Source organism: Methylophaga thiooxydans DMS010 (assembly GCF_000156355.1).
In the GTDB taxonomy this organism is placed as follows: Bacteria; Pseudomonadota; Gammaproteobacteria; order Nitrosococcales; family Methylophagaceae; genus Methylophaga; species Methylophaga thiooxydans.
Genome location: NZ_GG657895.1, coordinates 98,406 through 114,068 on the forward strand (window position 1 = coordinate 98,406; position 15,663 = coordinate 114,068).

Here is a 15,663-nt window from a genome sequence, read left to right on the forward strand (position 1 = left end):
GTGACCTAACGCCAGTTGAGCGTTAACTGTTGCTTTTGGGCAAAGCGATCAAAATGTGATTTGATCGTATCCGTGACCACTTCCAGATCGGCTTCATTATCAGCATGACAACGAACAAGCAGCTGTTGTGGCTCTGCAGATAACTCACAACGGCCCATTGCAAATTCAACCCAGCCCTGTTCATCACCCCAGTCCGCATTAACTTTATGTGAAAAATGTTTACAGAGCATACGCACAAATCTATCTGCTTGTGTGGTCATGATTACGGCATTTTTTTCTACCATGCTGCGTGTTCTCCCATATCTGCGCTATCACATAAAACGATTGGCCGCCCCTGAGAGCAGGTTTCAATTCGTGCTTCAACCCCATAGGCTTGCCTCAATAAGTCAGAAGTTAATACCTCTCGGCTGTTACCCATGGCCAGAACCTTGCCGTCTGCAAGCACCATTAGTTGATCACAAAAACGTAGCGCCAGATTAATGTCGTGTATCGCAATCAAGCCGATGTGTTGTCGCTGTTTCAAGGTTTGCGTAACGGTTTGTAATACATTGAGCTGCCAGTGCAAATCAAGGGCACTGGTTGGCTCATCGAGTAGTAATAGCTGAGGTTGTCGGGTTAACACTTGAGCAAGGCCAACCATTTGTCGTTGACCACCCGATAGCTGGTCTAACCGACGTAAAGCCAGGTGGTGGATACCCAGCTGTTTGAATACGGCTTCTAGCGATGCTTCAATCTGTGTTCTGGGTACATTAGCGGCGACAGCACGAAAACTGCTGTACACCATTTCATATGCCGTCAGCGTACTTGGCTGTGGTAATGTCTGGGGTAAATAAGCTAACTGTGAGCTGCGCTGCGGATCGCCGAGTAACGCCAGTGGTTGCTGATTAAGGCTCACTTTCCCCTGATGCGGAACCAAGCCGGTCATTGCCTTCAATAGTGTGGACTTCCCTGCGCCATTACGGCCGATAACACCAATCAGTTGTCCTGCCTTTACAGGACCAAAGTTAAGCTGGTTTAACACCTGATGTTTCCCATAACGCACACTCAGATTATCTACTTGCAGCGTACTCATAGCGTTCTGCCTCGTTTAATAATCAAGGCAATAAATAGAGGAATTCCCACTAACGCTGTAATAATTCCAACCGGAATTAATACACCTGGAATCAACATCTTGCTGGCGATAGAAGATAAGGACAGTAACAAAGCACCGGCTAAGGCACTCCCTGGTAAAAAGAAGCGATGATCTTCCCCAAGTAATAGCCGTGCAATATGTGGCGCAACCAAACCAATAAAGCCAATTTCACCCACAAATGCCAATGCTGCCGCCGTTAAGACACTGACGCGCATTAACACCATTAAGCGTAAGCGCGATACTTTGATCCCCATACTATGGGCCTGCTCTTCTCCGCTCAGCAACGCTGTCATAGCCCAGCTTTGGCGCATTGAAAAAGGCAATGCCAAAAGTAATACTGCAGCCACCAGCGTCACTTCCGCCATACCCGCTCTTGCCAGACTGCCCATAGTCCAAAACACTATTTGCTGAACCGCTTCAGCATCGGCAACAAACTGTAATAAGCCGACGATCGCATTAAGGCCAAATAACAAGGCAATACCAAACAAAACGACGGTATGCACTGCCGCGCCGAAATGACGTGATAAAAATAATATTAACAGTGCAGCTAATGCTGACATCACAAAAGCAGCAAGCGGTAAGATAATGGTTGACGGCAGTCCAAACAGGCTAAATTGAAACACAATGACCAGTGAAGCACCCAACGTTGCCGCCGCACCGATGCCTAAGGTAAAAGGACTTGCCAAAGGATTATTGAGCACGGTTTGCATTTCAGCACCTGCTAAACCCAAGCACGCGCCCACAACCACCGCTAGTAAAGCTTGTGGTAAACGAACATCCCATATGATGACGCGTACAGCCCCTTCTACAGCATCAGCCTGAAACAACCCATTGAGAACCTCTAACCATGATAACGCGGCGGGTCCACTGGCCACATCAAACACAAATGAGCCAGCAACGAGTAATACTAAAAATGATAGAAGAAGAAGCTTCCAACTAATCGAACGCTGATACTTTGTGGCGAGCGACGTACTTTCAGAATCATGCTGTGGTAAAACATCAGAAGCCATCTTAATTTGTCCCTACCCAATAGGTGCCGTTAAGCTCAATCGGCTGAAAGCGTCGATATATCTCTTCCAAAGTAGTGTCAGGATTCAGATCGTTGAACGCGTTTGGGTAGAGCCATTTGGCAAAAGCTTGTAACGCAGCAATATTTAATGGTGAGTTGTAAAAATGATGCCAGATCGCAAAGGCACGTTTCTGTTTTACAGCATCAAGCTGGGCCAGCCAGGGTGCAGATAAATTATGTTGAAAACTCTGTTGTGCTAACTCGTGTGACACACCTGCGCCAAGCGCGATAAATTGAGGGCTGTCAGTCAAAGTGTTAACTGACCCTATTGCTGTGGCGATATACACATCAGGCTGGTTAATTAATAAATATTCTCGATTAATAATGCCTGCCGTGCCCGGTACATATTCAGTAGCAATATTGTCTGCCGCCAGCCAATCAATAAAATGTCCCATCATACCGTTGACCATCGTCTCACAACAGGTCGAGCCTAAACCGACTCGACTATGCAAAAACACTTTTGTCCGCTTGCCGGCAGGAAGCGTTTGCAATCGTTGTTCAATCGCGTCCAGTTGTTGTTGATAGAACTTATTAAATGTCGAGGCTCGTTCCATTTGCCCTAAAACCTGCCCCAATATGGTGATACTGGTTGGTGTGTTTTTAATTGGCTCTTGGCGGAAATCAACGAAAACGACTGTCACACCGGCCTGTTTAAGCTGTTCAATCAAACGTGAATCTTTTGATGTCGGCCCATGCCCTTCCAGCCCAAACACAGCCACATCAGCATCAAGCGCAATAGCTTGTTCGACACTAAAGCTATCTCGCGCACTCCGCCCAATCAAAGGAATAGCATCAATATGAGGAAATTGTTGCTGGTATTGTTGATAACCGGCCGGATCAGCCAATTTAAAGTCAGGTAACATGCCCACGATCTGCCGCAACGGATCATCCGGTTGCAAAATACCTAAGGCAGGAATATAGCGGCTTTCTCCCAAAAGAATACGGTCAATTTTCTCGGGCAAATCGACCTGCCTTCCAGCCAGATCAGTAATAACTTGAGCTTGAGCGCATAAAGGAAGTAACAGATATGTCAGCGCTAAAATAATCGAAAAACGGCGAATAAATAACATCAGCATGGTAAACATTTTTTTGATACAAAAATGAGTCAGATACCGAAGTACCTGACTCAATAGATAACTCTAATCAGGGAAAATTAAAGCCCATTTAGAACTGCCAAGCTACGCTCAAGCGCACATCACGACCGGGTTCGTTCAAACCTTTCACACCCTCGTAACCAGCAATGTGCTCAAAATCACCGTTACTGGCATGATCTAAGTAATTTTTATCAAACACATTCCGCACTGTTAAGGTTATACGTACATCGTCTGTGGTCGATGGTAGCCACTGCGCATAGAAATCATGTACACCATAACCGGCTTTATCAATATCCCCTACCGATGTTTCGATATTATCTTCGCCTTTAACGAAACGGGCATTCCAACCAAAGGCCCATTGTTGATTAAGTTCATAATCAAATTGTGCGATCCAAGTATCACCAATTGTGTTGGCAATACCACCATGCTCGTAGGCGTTAGCATCTTCCCCATCAACTTCAGCATCGTTATGGTGAAAGCTCAGACTCGCCATCAGGTTATCCCAACGGTTACCGACTCTAAGAATGTAACCATCCGACTCTAAATCACCCACATTTTCATAAACTCGGGCTCCGAATAATGGGTCTCCAATCAAGTCATTGATATTAGATTGATACACTTTCGCTGAAGCAAATAAAGTCGGTGACTCATAAGCCACACCAAACTCGGTATTGTCAGCATCTTCAGGTTTAAGGTTAGGATCTTTGCTCCAACCATCCAGTTTGAAAGCATCTTGAGCTAATGGGCCTTTGAAGGCCTCAGCATATGATACAAACGCACTAAAGTAATCGGTAAAGTGGTAATTAATACCAATATTATGACTCACCTCAGTTTCATCGAAGTCGACATCATTATTATCTTCTAACTCATAATCGTCGTAACGTAGCCCCGCACTTAACAACAAGGCATCAGTCAATTGAATATCATCCTGAATGTATACCCCTTTCACTTTTGACTTCTCTTCAGCTGCCTCTTTATCCGTTGGGTCGCCGGCTGTTGTTTCATCATGACGGTAATCGAGACCATAAGTCACTTTATGCATACCGATATTGGATGTATTACGTAAATCAAAGCCTCGGCTTTCACCACTTCCGTAATACGGTCCAAAACGACCATCGTTGAACAAGTCAGAATCGGTATTAAATACTGTCAGGTTTAGATCTACATACTGATTTTCAACCGGGTTCAATTCATAATTTAACGTTACTGTTTCTCGCTCTGATTCCATTGGGAATAATTGATTAAACGAACTTACTATCCATTGAGGTCTAGCGGTTCTCTCCCCTTCATCTTTTCGCTTTTCATAACTCAAACGAATGGTCTGACTGTCTGTCAGGTGACCAACAACCTTCGCAAACAAATAATCCTGATCGAAACTGGTACCCGCTTGCTCATTACCGTCGCCATCTTCGTACTCATCAGGCTTGTTTTGAGTGTAGGAAACCATAGCACTCCAGTCATCTGTCAGACGACCAAACAAGCTAGTATTAGTTTTGAAGCTGTCAGTGTTGCTCGAGAAAGTGCCTTTAAGCAAACCACCAAACTGTTGGCCTGGTTTCAACATATCTTCAGGATCTTTAGTAACAAACTTAACTGAACCACCTAAAGCGCCTGGGCCAGATAAGGCATTACCAGCACCGGCATTAACTTCAACACGTTTTAGTAACTCAGGTTCAATGGTGATACGACCGTTGTGATGATATAGACGTGTTGCTTGTTGAGCACCATCTATAGTGATGTTCAGCAATTGATCTTCCACACCACGCACATACAGTTTTTGAGCAATATCAACACCGCCACCGATAGTGACTTCTGGAGATTGGCTGAACAAGTCTTCCAGGTCATTAGCTTGTAACTTTTCAATCTGCTCAGCGTTAACACTATTGGTTTCCGGTGTAATGGTATTACCCGATACTTCTAAGGTGTCCAGTTCTATTAACTCTGCGGCAACAACAGACTGCGTAGCCATTGCTGACAGTAATGCGACGGAAAGCACAGTAGGCCGACTAATTTGGTTAAGTTTCTTATTCACAACAACCTCGTAATAATAATCATTATCAAATACAACAAGGTCGCATTCTAATGAGCAATCGATTGAAATGAAAAGAAATTTACAACTGTTACATTTCTGTTATAAAAATGTGAATTAACACAAGGATAATGAGGCTACTGGTAAGGTAATTGTCATTCGTAAACCACCCGTGTTGAGGTTTGTAGCCTGTAACACACCACCGACAGCTTGAACCTGTCGCTTAGCAAGCGAAAGTCCCACGCCGAAACCTTGATATAAGGGCTGACTTGATCTCGCTATCCTGAAAAAAGGTTTGAAAATATCTTCCAGATGTTTGTCTGCTACACCTGAGCCTTGATCATCAATTTGAATCTGATAATGGGCATCTTCTTTAAATAAACAAATCGTTACTTGACCACCCTTAGGCGTATGGCTAAGTGCATTTCTGATGATGTTTTCTAGTGCATGCCCCAATGCCCTAATGCTGCAATGCCTTAGCTGAGAATGTTCTGGTAACTCAGTAACAAGCTGATGTTCTGGAAATTCAAACCGCGCATTATCAACGATACTGTCGATTAAATCACTGAGGTCCAGTTCCTCGCTTTGTAGATCAGGTTGCTCGTTTTCAATCCATGCTAGTGTCAGGGTATCTTCCACCAAGTCGCGCATTTGGTGACAGTCTTCGCGTATGCGCTGAATGGGTTGTTGATTCACCCCCGATTGCTCTGCCCAACTCAATGCCAACTCAATTCTGGTCAAAGGTGTACGTAGCTCATGCGACAAATCAGATGTTAGATGTCGCTGCGTCTGGATCAAGTTGCCAATACGCTGCGCCATTTTGTCAAAAGTCTCAGCGATCACAGCAATCTCATCTTGGCGATCGCCCAATTTATCGCGCAGATGAACGTCAAATTGACCATCACTCAGTTGATGCGTTGCTCGTTCAAGCTGACGCAATGGCGACATCACATGACGATAAATCACAAAGCTCAACAACGCCATCAATACCATCGGCAATGCAATTTGTAACAGCAGGCTAGCTTGAAACCAATATGTCCCTGGTCGCATACGTTGTGGCAAGGTGATCAGAAAATGCGTATTTCCATCAGCAAACGTCACATCCATAATCGGATTTTGTTTGAAATACAGGTGGATTTTCCATTCAATGTTTCTCCCTAGCCGAAAGCCATCCTTAAATTGCTTAGATAAAAAGCTACCTGCCAGCGGTTGAATATCTGACTTTGCCAGAGCAACCCAGGTCTGTTCTTGTTCCTGTACTTGTAGCAACCATGTGTTTAATGCGGCCATATCACCGCGTTGATAGAGAGTCTCAGCCTGTCGGGCATAATCCAACAGCTCTTGCTGATAAGTTTCATCAATAAAACTCATATGTTGTTCGGTTTGCATCATTAACCAATGAATTAACCAGAACAGCAAAACGGTGCCAGCGACAATAATGACACTCAGCTTCCACAGCAAACGGCGCCTCATAACAGAATATAACCGGTCCCATGTACCGTTTGTAGTCTATCAGCCGGCATACCAGCTGCGACCAGTTTGCGTCTCACCCGGCTCATATGCATATCCAGACTTCGATCATATCGACTAAAGTCTCTTTCCAGCACAAGACGGTAGAGCTGAGGTTTACTCAATGTCTGACTTGGATGCTGCATCAGAATCCACAATAACTTGAACTGCAGGGGAGTAAAGGTTATTTTTTTTCCGTCGAAATACACTTCTTGTGTGGTTTTATCCAGTTGCAAGCCTGAGCGGTTCATATGAGACACGCTAACCTCAGGCTTGGTCTGTCTCAATGACCGTCTTAAAATAGCCTCTATTCGAAGCAATAATTCCGTTAAGTTGAACGGTTTCGATAAATAATCATCCGCGCCATTGCGTAAGCCAATAATGCGCTCTTCTTCTGCACCATGGGCAGTGAGCATAATGACGGGCGTCTCCCTACTCTGTCGGAGTACTTTCAGCACGTTGTAGCCATCTATTCCCGGTAAGGCGACATCAAGCAAAATAAGGTCAAACTGGTCACTCACCGCGGTTAACAGACCGGCATCCCCATCATAGGATTGCGTTACTTCAAAGCCCGCCCCATCCAATAACACTCTGAGCTGTTTGTTCAGTATTTTGTCATCTTCAATTATCAGAATTCGCGCTTTTACGTTGTCTACTTGAGTCATTTTTTCAGCTATCACATTAATCTAAATGCTAATCATTTTCATTAATGATATGTGCAAACTAAAAAAAAATAAATGCCTAAGTAAAAAAAAAGCAGCTGTTGCGATGCAATCAGCTGCTTTTTTCATGATACGAGATACTTATTACATGTAATTATTTGGCTATTTTTAGCGCCAAGAATTGAGACTCGCCATTTCGTTGAATTAATATAGGAATCGGTTTACCAGCGGGTAGCTCTTTCGCTACCTCAACGAATTGATGGGCATCATTAAGTTCAACATTGTTAAGACTTAGAATGACATCACCAGGCCGAACGCCTGCATTGATCGCCGGGCCTTTTTCCACTTTTGTGACAATCACGCCGCCGGTTTCCAGTCCTAATTTATCACGCTGAGCAGGCTTAATATCTGCCACCTCAACGCTTAAGCGAGAATCTACAAAGCGACCTTGTTTGCCACTATTGCTTGCCAGTTCTTCTTCCTCAGGTAGCTCTTCGATGCTGACTTGAAGTGTTTGACGTTTATTATCACGCATGATTCTGACATCGACCTCTTTACCCACCATGGTGCGACCAACGATTGGCGGTAGATCTGATGATGCCTCAACGTCCTTGCCATCAAACTCAAGAATGACATCACCTGCTTTAAAGCCAGCCGCCGCCGCAGGGCTGTCAGCCACTACACGTGAAACCAGAGCGCCACGGGGTTTGTTCAGACCAAACGATTCAGCCAGTTCCCGAGTCACGTCTTGGATAACGACACCTAACCAACCTCGACTGACGTAGCCTTGGTCTTTAATTTGGGCAACCACATTCATCACGGTATCAATAGGAATCGCAAATGAAACGCCCATAAACCCACCAGTGCGGCTGTATATCTGGGAGTTAATGCCTATCACTTCCCCCTTCAAATTGAATAGCGGACCGCCGGAATTACCCGGATTAATCGCGACATCTGTCTGGATAAAGGGTACATAGCTATCACTTGGCAAACTACGGCCTAGCGCGCTGACAATGCCCGCAGTAGCTGAGTAATCAAAGCCAAAAGGCGAGCCAATGGCTAATACCCACTCCCCTACTTTGAGCTTATTCGAGTCACCCAGTTTTACAGACTTCAACCCCGTGGCATCCACTTTGATTAATGCCACGTCGCTGCGTTCATCACTGCCTAAAAGCTCCGCTTCCATTTCGGTGCGGTCACTAAAACGTACGATGATTTCTTCTGCATCTCTGATTACGTGATGATTAGTCAATATATAACCATCATCAGAAAGAACAAAACCTGAACCTAAAGACTCACTCTCACGTGGTGAAGGCGGCATACCATTTGGACCTTCAAAGAATTTTTTGAAGAAATCGTCAATACCTGAGCCTTCTGGTATTTCAAGGCCTGGTGGCAGCATCGATGTGGGAGTTTGTTCACTTTTGTTACGGGTACTGATGTTGACGACGGCATCACCATTGTCTGCAACCAGATCCGTAAAGTCAGGCAAGTTACGAGCTTGCAGGTTGAAGCTCAACATTACCCAAGCGAGCAGCATCATAAACGCTGACCAGGTTTTGTATTGTCTCATTTGAAATCCTCTATTGTTTTTACTTGCACACCGGTATTTTTGTTTTTGAGTCGTGATTTGACGAAATAAAAGCCGGCTACTAGTCCTGATAGACCCGCTATGATTTCAACCAGTTCCCCACTATTTGCAATACGTGCCAGTGCCGCAGTTACAAACATTAGCAGTAATGGTAGTAAATACATCATGACGGCCCCCGACAACAGAGCCTGCTCTGGAATCGTCACCATCACCTGTTGGCCTACTCGAAGATCTTGACTGGTTTTAACAGCAATACGTGAAAATCGTTGGCCAACATGTTTTGCCAGTAAACCGGTGCCACAGCCTTTTCTCGCCTGACATTGACCGCAGGTAGATTGGCGTTCAGCTTCCACCCAAACCTGATGGATATCACGACTAATAACTGTTGCTTTCTGTTCGATCATTATTGTGCTGCTATGTGAGTAATGGCATTACCAATTTTTTCAACTGTTACAGCCGGAACTTCCCCAACAACAGTTACAAAATGAGCGTGCATGATAGTACCGTAAGCATTGATTGCACCAACGTGCGAACCACCATTGAGATGGTCATGTCGAGCGCGAATTTTTTCGATAAAAATAGACACCGAACTTAATCCATCACTGTAAACGCGCTGCTCAACAGCAGCGCCGTTGCTCGCACGAAGACGTGTTTGCTGTGCCACCAGCGCAAACCCTTCAGGCAACCACTGCATGCGCCATTGCGACACATTATTGGTCATTTTAGCCATATCCATTGGCGTTTCTGGCTCAGAACGATGCCAAGTCATCTCTTCGCCATTCATTTGCGGTTTCAGTTTATGTTCAGGGATATGAACACTTGTTGATACTGATGAAAAAGCAAAGGTCTCAAGTACTTCACCCTGGTCATTTCTTAACTCAGACTTGAGTAGCAAGCCTGTTTCACTATCCACCCAAAGACGATAGCCATAGCGATAGTTATCAAGCGGCTTGATAATCAGTTCATGTGCTTGTCTACCAGCGACGCGATCGGTGTCGCCCAAACCTACCTCATAATAGGGTGTCGCTGAGCTCAGACGTCTAGGTAAATCACTTGGAAATCCTCTTCCCAATGGTCGCCGGCTCACATTAACCTGTTTACCTTCTGGGTTGATACAGGTCACCATATCGTTGCTTCTAATAACTTCTCGGGCAGCGCCATTTAAGGATATTAAGCGTTCCACTTCACCTCTGGCATCGGCTCGGTGAAAAATACGGATGGATTGTAGAGTTTTACCTGACTGATAAGCAAAGACACCCTCATAGGTCAGGTTTTTTGCTGCTTCTGTCATGCGCTCCAGCATCTGGACAGCTTCTTTGTCATTCGCTTGGATGCTAGCAGACCAAGCAACACTCATGACCAGAAACAGATGTAGCAAAAACCGCATCAATGTTTACTCCTCGCCATATGACACGACACGCGCATAAGAAAACAGTCCTGATGCACCGGCGTATTCATTGTGATCCACGAGATAATTATTCAATCTGTCTTCCACCTCTTGCTCACCGACGGTCCAGCGATTAGTCGCAGAGTGCGTTAAACCCTGTTGTTGCACACTATCAATTTCAGCTAATTGTGGTGACAAACTTGTTTGCGGTTGGTTCATAACACCGACAACCGCTAAGGCACCAATTGATGCTGCTGCGGCAAGTCCTGCAGTTTGTTTCCAGAACCAGTTTGGCAAGGCAAACACCTTGGCTTTTGGCATATCGGTTGCTTCGACAGAGTGAGCTTTTTCATCCGTTAACGCGGCACTGATACGTTGAGTTAAATCAACCGGTGTTGAATAACTCTTATAGCCATGAATCACGTCACTCGATAACTGGTATCGCATAAATTCAGTTTTGGCGTCTTTGTCTGTCTCCATCAGCGCCAGTAGTTCATCAATTTCCTGCTTATTTAATTCGCCATCGACGAATGCAGATAATAGTTCTCGTTGTTTGGCAGTCATCATTGTTCCTCTCCACCCATTACTGCTTTGACCTGTTTGTCTATTGCCTCTCTGGCGCGAAAAATTCGAGAGCGCACTGTACCAATTGGACAATCCATTGCCTGTGCAATTTCCTCATAGCTCAGACCTTCAAACTCCCGCAGTTTGATAGCCGTTGCTGTATCTTCTGGCAAATCTTGAATAGCCAGATGTATCGCCTGTTTTAGCTCATCACTCATGAGACTACTTTCAGGCGTTTCAAATTCCTTCAATTCCGGCGCGTCGTAGTAAATCGTTGCATCCATCGCATCCACATCTGACACTGGCGGCCTGCGTGATGCGGCAGTGAGATAGTTTTTGGATGTATTGATGGCAATACGGTACAACCACGTGTAGAACGCACTGTCACCACGAAACCCCGGCAACGCGCGGTAGGCTTTGATAAATGCTTCTTGAGCGACATCCATAGCTTCGACCGGATCATGCACAAAGCCGGTTATCACATGAATAATCCGCTGCTGATACTTCATAATCAACAGGTCAAACGCCTTTTTATCACCTGCCTGTACGCGTCGTACTAGCTCTTGATCCACATTCATCCTTTTGTCCAGCTTTGATCGACACGCCAGAGCTTGTTTTTATTTACTGCTTGATTGACCATGTCGATTTAACTTTGTTCCACATTCAGTGCAAAATAATCCCACATTCATTGTACCCTTATACGCGCTTATGACGACAACGCATCATTTTGACATATTAATCATCGGGAGTGGCACCGCCGGACTCACTCTGGCATTGCATATGGCCGATACAGCAAAAGTAGCTGTGATCTCCAAAGATCAGCTCGATGAAGGTGCCTCTCTCTATGCACAAGGTGGTATCTCCGTCGTACTCGATAAAACCGATTCTATTCAGTCACATATCGATGACACGCTCGTGGCCGGCGCGGGTTTGTGTGATGAAAATGCGGTGCGTTATACCGTGGAACATGCTCGTGAAAATATCGAATGGCTCATTCAACAAGGCGTGTCCTTCACCCGTGATGGTGTTACCGCTGAAACATATCATTTGACTCAAGAAGGTGGTCATAGCCATCGCCGCATTATCCACTCTGCTGATGCGACGGGGCGTGAAGTTGAAACGACTTTATTGGGTAAGGCCAAAACACACCCCAATATCAGCTTATTTCCTTTTCATATTGGCATTGACCTCATTACCAGCAATAAACAACTTGATGAACAACCTAACCGTGCGCTGGGTTGTTATGTTCTTGATATTGAGAAGGACGAAACAAACACATTTCTCGCCCCTGTGACTGTATTGGCTACAGGTGGTGCAGGTAAAGTATATCTCTACACCAGCAACCCAGACGTCTCAACCGGTGATGGTATTGCAATGGGTTGGCGAGCAGGTTGTCGTATCGCGAATATGGAATTTATCCAGTTTCATCCCACCTGCTTATTTCACCCCAAAGCAAAATCATTCCTGATGAGTGAAGCCTTACGCGGTGAAGGAGCAACATTACAACTGGCCAATGGAGAGCGTTTCATGGAACGCTTTCACCCACAAGGCGAACTGGCACCAAGAGATGTAGTGGCTCGTGCCATTGACTATGAAATGAAGCGTTTAGGCCATGACTGTGTATATCTGGATATTTCCCACAAGCCGGCGGCATTTATCAAGAGTCATTTCCCAACCATATACAAACGTTGCATGCAGTTGGGCATCGATATGACTCAAGAAGCAGTACCTGTTGTACCCGCTGCGCATTACACCTGTGGCGGCATCATGACCGATTTGCATGGCAGAACTGATATCCCCGGTTTATATGCGATCGGGGAAACAGCCAATACCGGACTGCATGGCGCTAACCGCATGGCTAGTAATTCCTTACTGGAATGTTTGGTTTTTGCCCGTGCTGCTGCAGACGACATCAAACAGCAGACTTTACGCACGCCACCGCAGGTGCCCGCCTGGGATGATAGTCAGGTTTATCCTGCCAAAGAAGCAATAGCCATCAGCCATAACTGGGACGAGCTTCGCCGATTTATGTGGGATTATGTTGGTATCGTTCGCTCTACGAGCAGACTCCATAAGGCCAAACAGCGGTTGGCTCTGCTGCAAAATGAAATTCGTGACTACTATAGTCAACATCACATTAGTGCTGATCTGCTGGAGCTACGCAATCTGGCGGATGTGGCTGAACTCATTATTGACTCTGCATTGATGCGAAAAGAAAGCCGCGGCCTGCACTACACATTGGACTACCCCGACTCACAAGCGACAACAAAAGCAGTCGATACCATTATCAATCCCAGGAGTCAGGATCACGCAGCCTGACTCGTAAGTGGCGCCATGCTTTATCATCAACGGCATCTTTCGGAATAAAAACTGGTTTCGATAAAAGATGCTTGCCTGAACGTAAATACATAATCAAAGCCACGTTAAAAATAACACTGCCTTTTAGACTATATGGTCCTTTCAGTGAGTTATCTGAGAAACTGAGAAAGCACTGATTCTGCTTATCCAGGCGCAATTGAGTCAGTCTTTTATGTCTCATGACACCCAGATAACGACGACAATAAACAAACAGACTCAAGCAAATCAGCATCGATAATAGACTGCTGAAAATCACATCAATCTCAATCAGCCATAGCGTAAAAATCGCTACGATATGTATGCCGAATAAGTAAACCACTACTCCTCTCGACGTTTTAATCAGCACCGTCATCCATGAAAACCCTCTTTTTTCGTCCCTGTTTTCCATCGCTATGAACAGTTAGAATACTGCTACCAATGAATGAGGACAGATGGATTAAGTAAGACGGGATATAACGGGATTTAATGGTTTTAAATGGGAAGAAGCTTTTAATAATGAGGGTTTGAGTAACATTTAAAGCTTATTTAATAATTAATTATGGATCGCGATCATTTTAAATATAGTAAACATTTAGACACATGAATTGCGATCAAGCTCATTAGTGACGACGACCACTCCAAACAACTCGCCCAATAATCGAAAGCTCGTTCTGCAAATCAAAATCCAGTGATATCTCAAAAGGCTCATAAGCTGGATTATCACTGGTAACCTTTAACCGCTGACTTGGTAGGCGCTGTAGCCGTTTAACTAGTAATGACTCACCCATTCTGATTACATAGATGCCGTCACGTTTAGCAACGTTGTCAGTGTGATCAACGAGTATAACGTCGCCTGGACGCAATGCAGGCTCCATGCTCTCACCTTCTACATAAATCAGATATAAATTAGCTGGGCTGCTGTGTAGCTCGTTATATATCCATTCTTTTTTGAATATAAGTGCATCAGTTTCCTCTTCCTCGTGAATGACATAACCGTTGCCAGCTGATGCTTTTACATCAAACAGTGGGATGTGGGCGAATGTTTCCATAATGCTACCAGTTCCTGCTGAATAGTCTTTGATGCTCGATCCCACTTCTTCGTTGGAAGTGGGATCGACTTGCCCCACTTTAGATTTTCGATCCCGCTTTTCATAAGTTTCTGATTCGTTTGAATTTCTATGTGTTGATGATGAATTATCATCAACATCTAAGTGGGATCGAGTTGGAAAGGTTTCGTTCCCCGTCAGCACGTAATACGAATTAAACCCAAGCCCTAATATTTTTTCTAAATAAATAGCATCAGGGCTACGTTCACCTTTTTCATATTTGGCTTGTGACTGCCTTGTGATTCCAACAAAGTCAGCAACATCCTGCTGGGTTAAGCGTAGACGCTTACGCTCCTCTAGTATTCTGCCGCCAATGTAAACTAATGATTCCATTACAAGCCCTTGACAATGTTATTTTATGTGTACATAATTTTTGCAGGTGTTATGTTTTGTTTGCATTTATGTAAACGCTTATATATTTAATTACGGATTGTAACAATGAACTACAAGCAAATACATCAAGCATTGAAAGCCAAAGGTCTTTCTTGGTTAGTCGCTGGTGAAGTAATTGGTTGCACTCATCAGCATGTAATGAATGTTTGTGCAAGACGAGCGGAAAGTTTAAGAGTTGCACGATCAATATCCGTGCTAATCGAGAAAGATATTGCAGCAGTTTTTCCGGATATTCCCCGCTATCAGTCTGATGTAAAAACTGATCGCCAAGCCAAAATTGATCAAGCAAAAGCGCGTCTGGCAGAAGCCGGTCTTGCTGAGAGCGCCTAATCATGGTTGATAACTATCCGCATCAAGAGCACTTACATCCGCAAAAAGCACGCGCCCACAAAGCAGTTCAAACCAACGGCGATTCCAGTTCGGCGGCACAAGGTAAGTATCGGCTGGATGAGTGCGCTTCAACGTCGCAATCAAACTTTTTAGTTGATAAAGACGGAATGCCAGTTTCTCCTGGGTTTGGTGATCCAGATCGCCAATCTGCTTACAAAGCGTCGCGGATGAAGGCGGCAATACGTTTTCAACAACTTGCCAAGCAACAGTCTCAGCGAGTTGTGGAAGTTCCTCTGAATTGTCCGGTTCACGTATGTCCGATTTGTCAACTTTCAATGCTTTTAAAAAAGCTGATAGCTCGGATAAAAGCATGGTCGATGAAATGATGATGAATCCATCATTCTGCCCGTGTAAATACGCGGCACTGACGGGTGCTGGTCTGGTTGTTTTCACTTTGTTA

17 protein-coding genes are annotated in these 15,663 nt (G+C 44.8%); 2 read left to right on the top strand and 15 right to left on the bottom strand.

Annotated elements, in window-relative coordinates:
• Positions 1–5: 5 nt before the first annotated feature.
• The 12 genes from MDMS009_RS06010 to rpoE all read right to left on the bottom strand — a co-directional run bounded on the left by MDMS009_RS06010 (position 6) and on the right by rpoE (position 11,615).
• The gene (locus tag MDMS009_RS06010) at positions 6–284 is read right to left on the bottom strand and encodes a DUF2218 domain-containing protein (protein WP_008290797.1); all 279 of its coding nucleotides are present in this window, start codon (positions 282–284) and stop codon (positions 6–8) included.
• On the bottom strand, positions 278–1,072 hold the full coding sequence (locus MDMS009_RS06015; RefSeq protein ID WP_008290792.1) for an ABC transporter ATP-binding protein: 795 nt from the start codon (positions 1,070–1,072) through the stop codon (positions 278–280). Before MDMS009_RS06015 ends, MDMS009_RS06010 begins: the two co-directional genes overlap by 7 nt.
• Positions 1,069–2,142: a FecCD family ABC transporter permease gene (locus MDMS009_RS06020; protein ID WP_008290757.1), complete on the bottom strand. Its 1,074-nt coding sequence runs from the start codon at positions 2,140–2,142 to the stop codon at positions 1,069–1,071. Before MDMS009_RS06020 ends, MDMS009_RS06015 begins: the two co-directional genes overlap by 4 nt.
• Position 2,143: 1 nt before the next feature.
• Positions 2,144–3,277, bottom strand: a complete 1,134-nt coding sequence (locus tag MDMS009_RS06025) for an ABC transporter substrate-binding protein (RefSeq protein WP_154646985.1) — start codon at positions 3,275–3,277, stop codon at positions 2,144–2,146.
• A gap of 88 nt (positions 3,278–3,365) precedes the next feature.
• Positions 3,366–5,327, bottom strand: coding sequence for a TonB-dependent receptor domain-containing protein (locus MDMS009_RS06030; RefSeq protein WP_008290801.1), 1,962 nt, complete (start codon positions 5,325–5,327; stop codon positions 3,366–3,368).
• A gap of 114 nt (positions 5,328–5,441) precedes the next feature.
• On the bottom strand, positions 5,442–6,797 hold the full coding sequence (locus tag MDMS009_RS06035; protein ID WP_008290809.1) for a sensor histidine kinase: 1,356 nt from the start codon (positions 6,795–6,797) through the stop codon (positions 5,442–5,444).
• Complete coding sequence (locus MDMS009_RS06040) at positions 6,794–7,498, bottom strand: response regulator transcription factor (RefSeq protein ID WP_008290746.1); 705 nt, start codon at positions 7,496–7,498, stop codon at positions 6,794–6,796. The genes MDMS009_RS06035 and MDMS009_RS06040 overlap by 4 nt, the downstream gene beginning before the upstream one ends.
• A 151-nt stretch (positions 7,499–7,649) precedes the next feature.
• The gene (locus MDMS009_RS06045; protein WP_008290747.1) at positions 7,650–9,068 is read right to left on the bottom strand and encodes a DegQ family serine endoprotease; all 1,419 of its coding nucleotides are present in this window, start codon (positions 9,066–9,068) and stop codon (positions 7,650–7,652) included.
• Entirely contained in the window at positions 9,065–9,490 is a 426-nt protein-coding gene (locus MDMS009_RS06050) for a SoxR reducing system RseC family protein (protein WP_008290794.1), read from the bottom strand. The genes MDMS009_RS06045 and MDMS009_RS06050 overlap by 4 nt, the downstream gene beginning before the upstream one ends.
• Positions 9,490–10,473: a MucB/RseB C-terminal domain-containing protein gene (locus MDMS009_RS06055; RefSeq protein WP_008290748.1), complete on the bottom strand. Its 984-nt coding sequence runs from the start codon at positions 10,471–10,473 to the stop codon at positions 9,490–9,492. The genes MDMS009_RS06050 and MDMS009_RS06055 overlap by 1 nt, the downstream gene beginning before the upstream one ends.
• A gap of 6 nt (positions 10,474–10,479) precedes the next feature.
• Positions 10,480–11,040: a sigma-E factor negative regulatory protein gene (locus MDMS009_RS06060; protein WP_008290767.1), complete on the bottom strand. Its 561-nt coding sequence runs from the start codon at positions 11,038–11,040 to the stop codon at positions 10,480–10,482.
• Positions 11,037–11,615 carry an RNA polymerase sigma factor RpoE gene (rpoE, locus tag MDMS009_RS06065; protein ID WP_008290782.1) on the bottom strand — a complete coding sequence of 193 codons (579 nt, stop codon included), beginning with the start codon at positions 11,613–11,615 and terminating at the stop codon, positions 11,037–11,039. Before rpoE ends, MDMS009_RS06060 begins: the two co-directional genes overlap by 4 nt.
• Before the next feature lie 130 nt (positions 11,616–11,745).
• Here rpoE and nadB point away from each other — a divergent pair, with 130 nt between their 5' ends.
• The gene (nadB, locus tag MDMS009_RS06070) at positions 11,746–13,356 is read left to right on the top strand and encodes an L-aspartate oxidase (protein WP_043887991.1); all 1,611 of its coding nucleotides are present in this window, start codon (positions 11,746–11,748) and stop codon (positions 13,354–13,356) included.
• Here the strand turns inward: nadB and MDMS009_RS06075 are convergent.
• Complete coding sequence (locus tag MDMS009_RS06075) at positions 13,325–13,783, bottom strand: protein YgfX (RefSeq protein WP_008290777.1); 459 nt, start codon at positions 13,781–13,783, stop codon at positions 13,325–13,327. The genes nadB and MDMS009_RS06075 overlap by 32 nt on opposite strands.
• Before the next feature lie 211 nt (positions 13,784–13,994).
• Positions 13,995–14,813, bottom strand: a complete 819-nt coding sequence (locus MDMS009_RS15790) for an XRE family transcriptional regulator (protein WP_008290350.1) — start codon at positions 14,811–14,813, stop codon at positions 13,995–13,997.
• 105 nt (positions 14,814–14,918) lie between these two features.
• On the opposite strand from MDMS009_RS15790, the gene MDMS009_RS06085 reads away from it, so the two are divergent.
• A complete protein-coding gene (locus MDMS009_RS06085; RefSeq protein ID WP_043887910.1) occupies positions 14,919–15,203 on the top strand; it encodes a hypothetical protein in 285 nt (94 codons plus the stop codon).
• Here MDMS009_RS06085 and MDMS009_RS06090 read toward each other — a convergent pair whose 3' ends face one another.
• Complete coding sequence (locus tag MDMS009_RS06090) at positions 15,204–15,656, bottom strand: hypothetical protein (protein ID WP_008290335.1); 453 nt, start codon at positions 15,654–15,656, stop codon at positions 15,204–15,206. It lies immediately after the preceding gene.
• Positions 15,657–15,663 lie beyond the last annotated feature (7 nt).

Coding starts and splice junctions, on each gene's coding strand:
- MDMS009_RS06010 (WP_008290797.1), bottom strand. CDS start 284: ATGGTAGAAAAAAATGCCGTAATCATGACCACACAAGCAGATAGATTT.
- MDMS009_RS06015 (WP_008290792.1), bottom strand. CDS start 1,072: ATGAGTACGCTGCAAGTAGATAATCTGAGTGTGCGTTATGGGAAACAT.
- MDMS009_RS06020 (WP_008290757.1), bottom strand. CDS start 2,142: ATGGCTTCTGATGTTTTACCACAGCATGATTCTGAAAGTACGTCGCTC.
- MDMS009_RS06025 (WP_154646985.1), bottom strand. CDS start 3,277: ATGCTGATGTTATTTATTCGCCGTTTTTCGATTATTTTAGCGCTGACA.
- MDMS009_RS06035 (WP_008290809.1), bottom strand. CDS start 6,797: ATGAGGCGCCGTTTGCTGTGGAAGCTGAGTGTCATTATTGTCGCTGGC.
- MDMS009_RS06040 (WP_008290746.1), bottom strand. CDS start 7,498: ATGACTCAAGTAGACAACGTAAAAGCGCGAATTCTGATAATTGAAGAT.
- MDMS009_RS06045 (WP_008290747.1), bottom strand. CDS start 9,068: ATGAGACAATACAAAACCTGGTCAGCGTTTATGATGCTGCTCGCTTGG.
- MDMS009_RS06050 (WP_008290794.1), bottom strand. CDS start 9,490: ATGATCGAACAGAAAGCAACAGTTATTAGTCGTGATATCCATCAGGTT.
- MDMS009_RS06055 (WP_008290748.1), bottom strand. CDS start 10,473: ATGCGGTTTTTGCTACATCTGTTTCTGGTCATGAGTGTTGCTTGGTCT.
- MDMS009_RS06060 (WP_008290767.1), bottom strand. CDS start 11,040: ATGATGACTGCCAAACAACGAGAACTATTATCTGCATTCGTCGATGGC.
- rpoE (WP_008290782.1), bottom strand. CDS start 11,615: ATGAATGTGGATCAAGAGCTAGTACGACGCGTACAGGCAGGTGATAAA.
- nadB (WP_043887991.1), top strand. CDS start 11,746: ATGACGACAACGCATCATTTTGACATATTAATCATCGGGAGTGGCACC.
- MDMS009_RS06075 (WP_008290777.1), bottom strand. CDS start 13,783: ATGGAAAACAGGGACGAAAAAAGAGGGTTTTCATGGATGACGGTGCTG.
- MDMS009_RS15790 (WP_008290350.1), bottom strand. CDS start 14,813: ATGGAATCATTAGTTTACATTGGCGGCAGAATACTAGAGGAGCGTAAG.
- MDMS009_RS06085 (WP_043887910.1), top strand. CDS start 14,919: ATGAACTACAAGCAAATACATCAAGCATTGAAAGCCAAAGGTCTTTCT.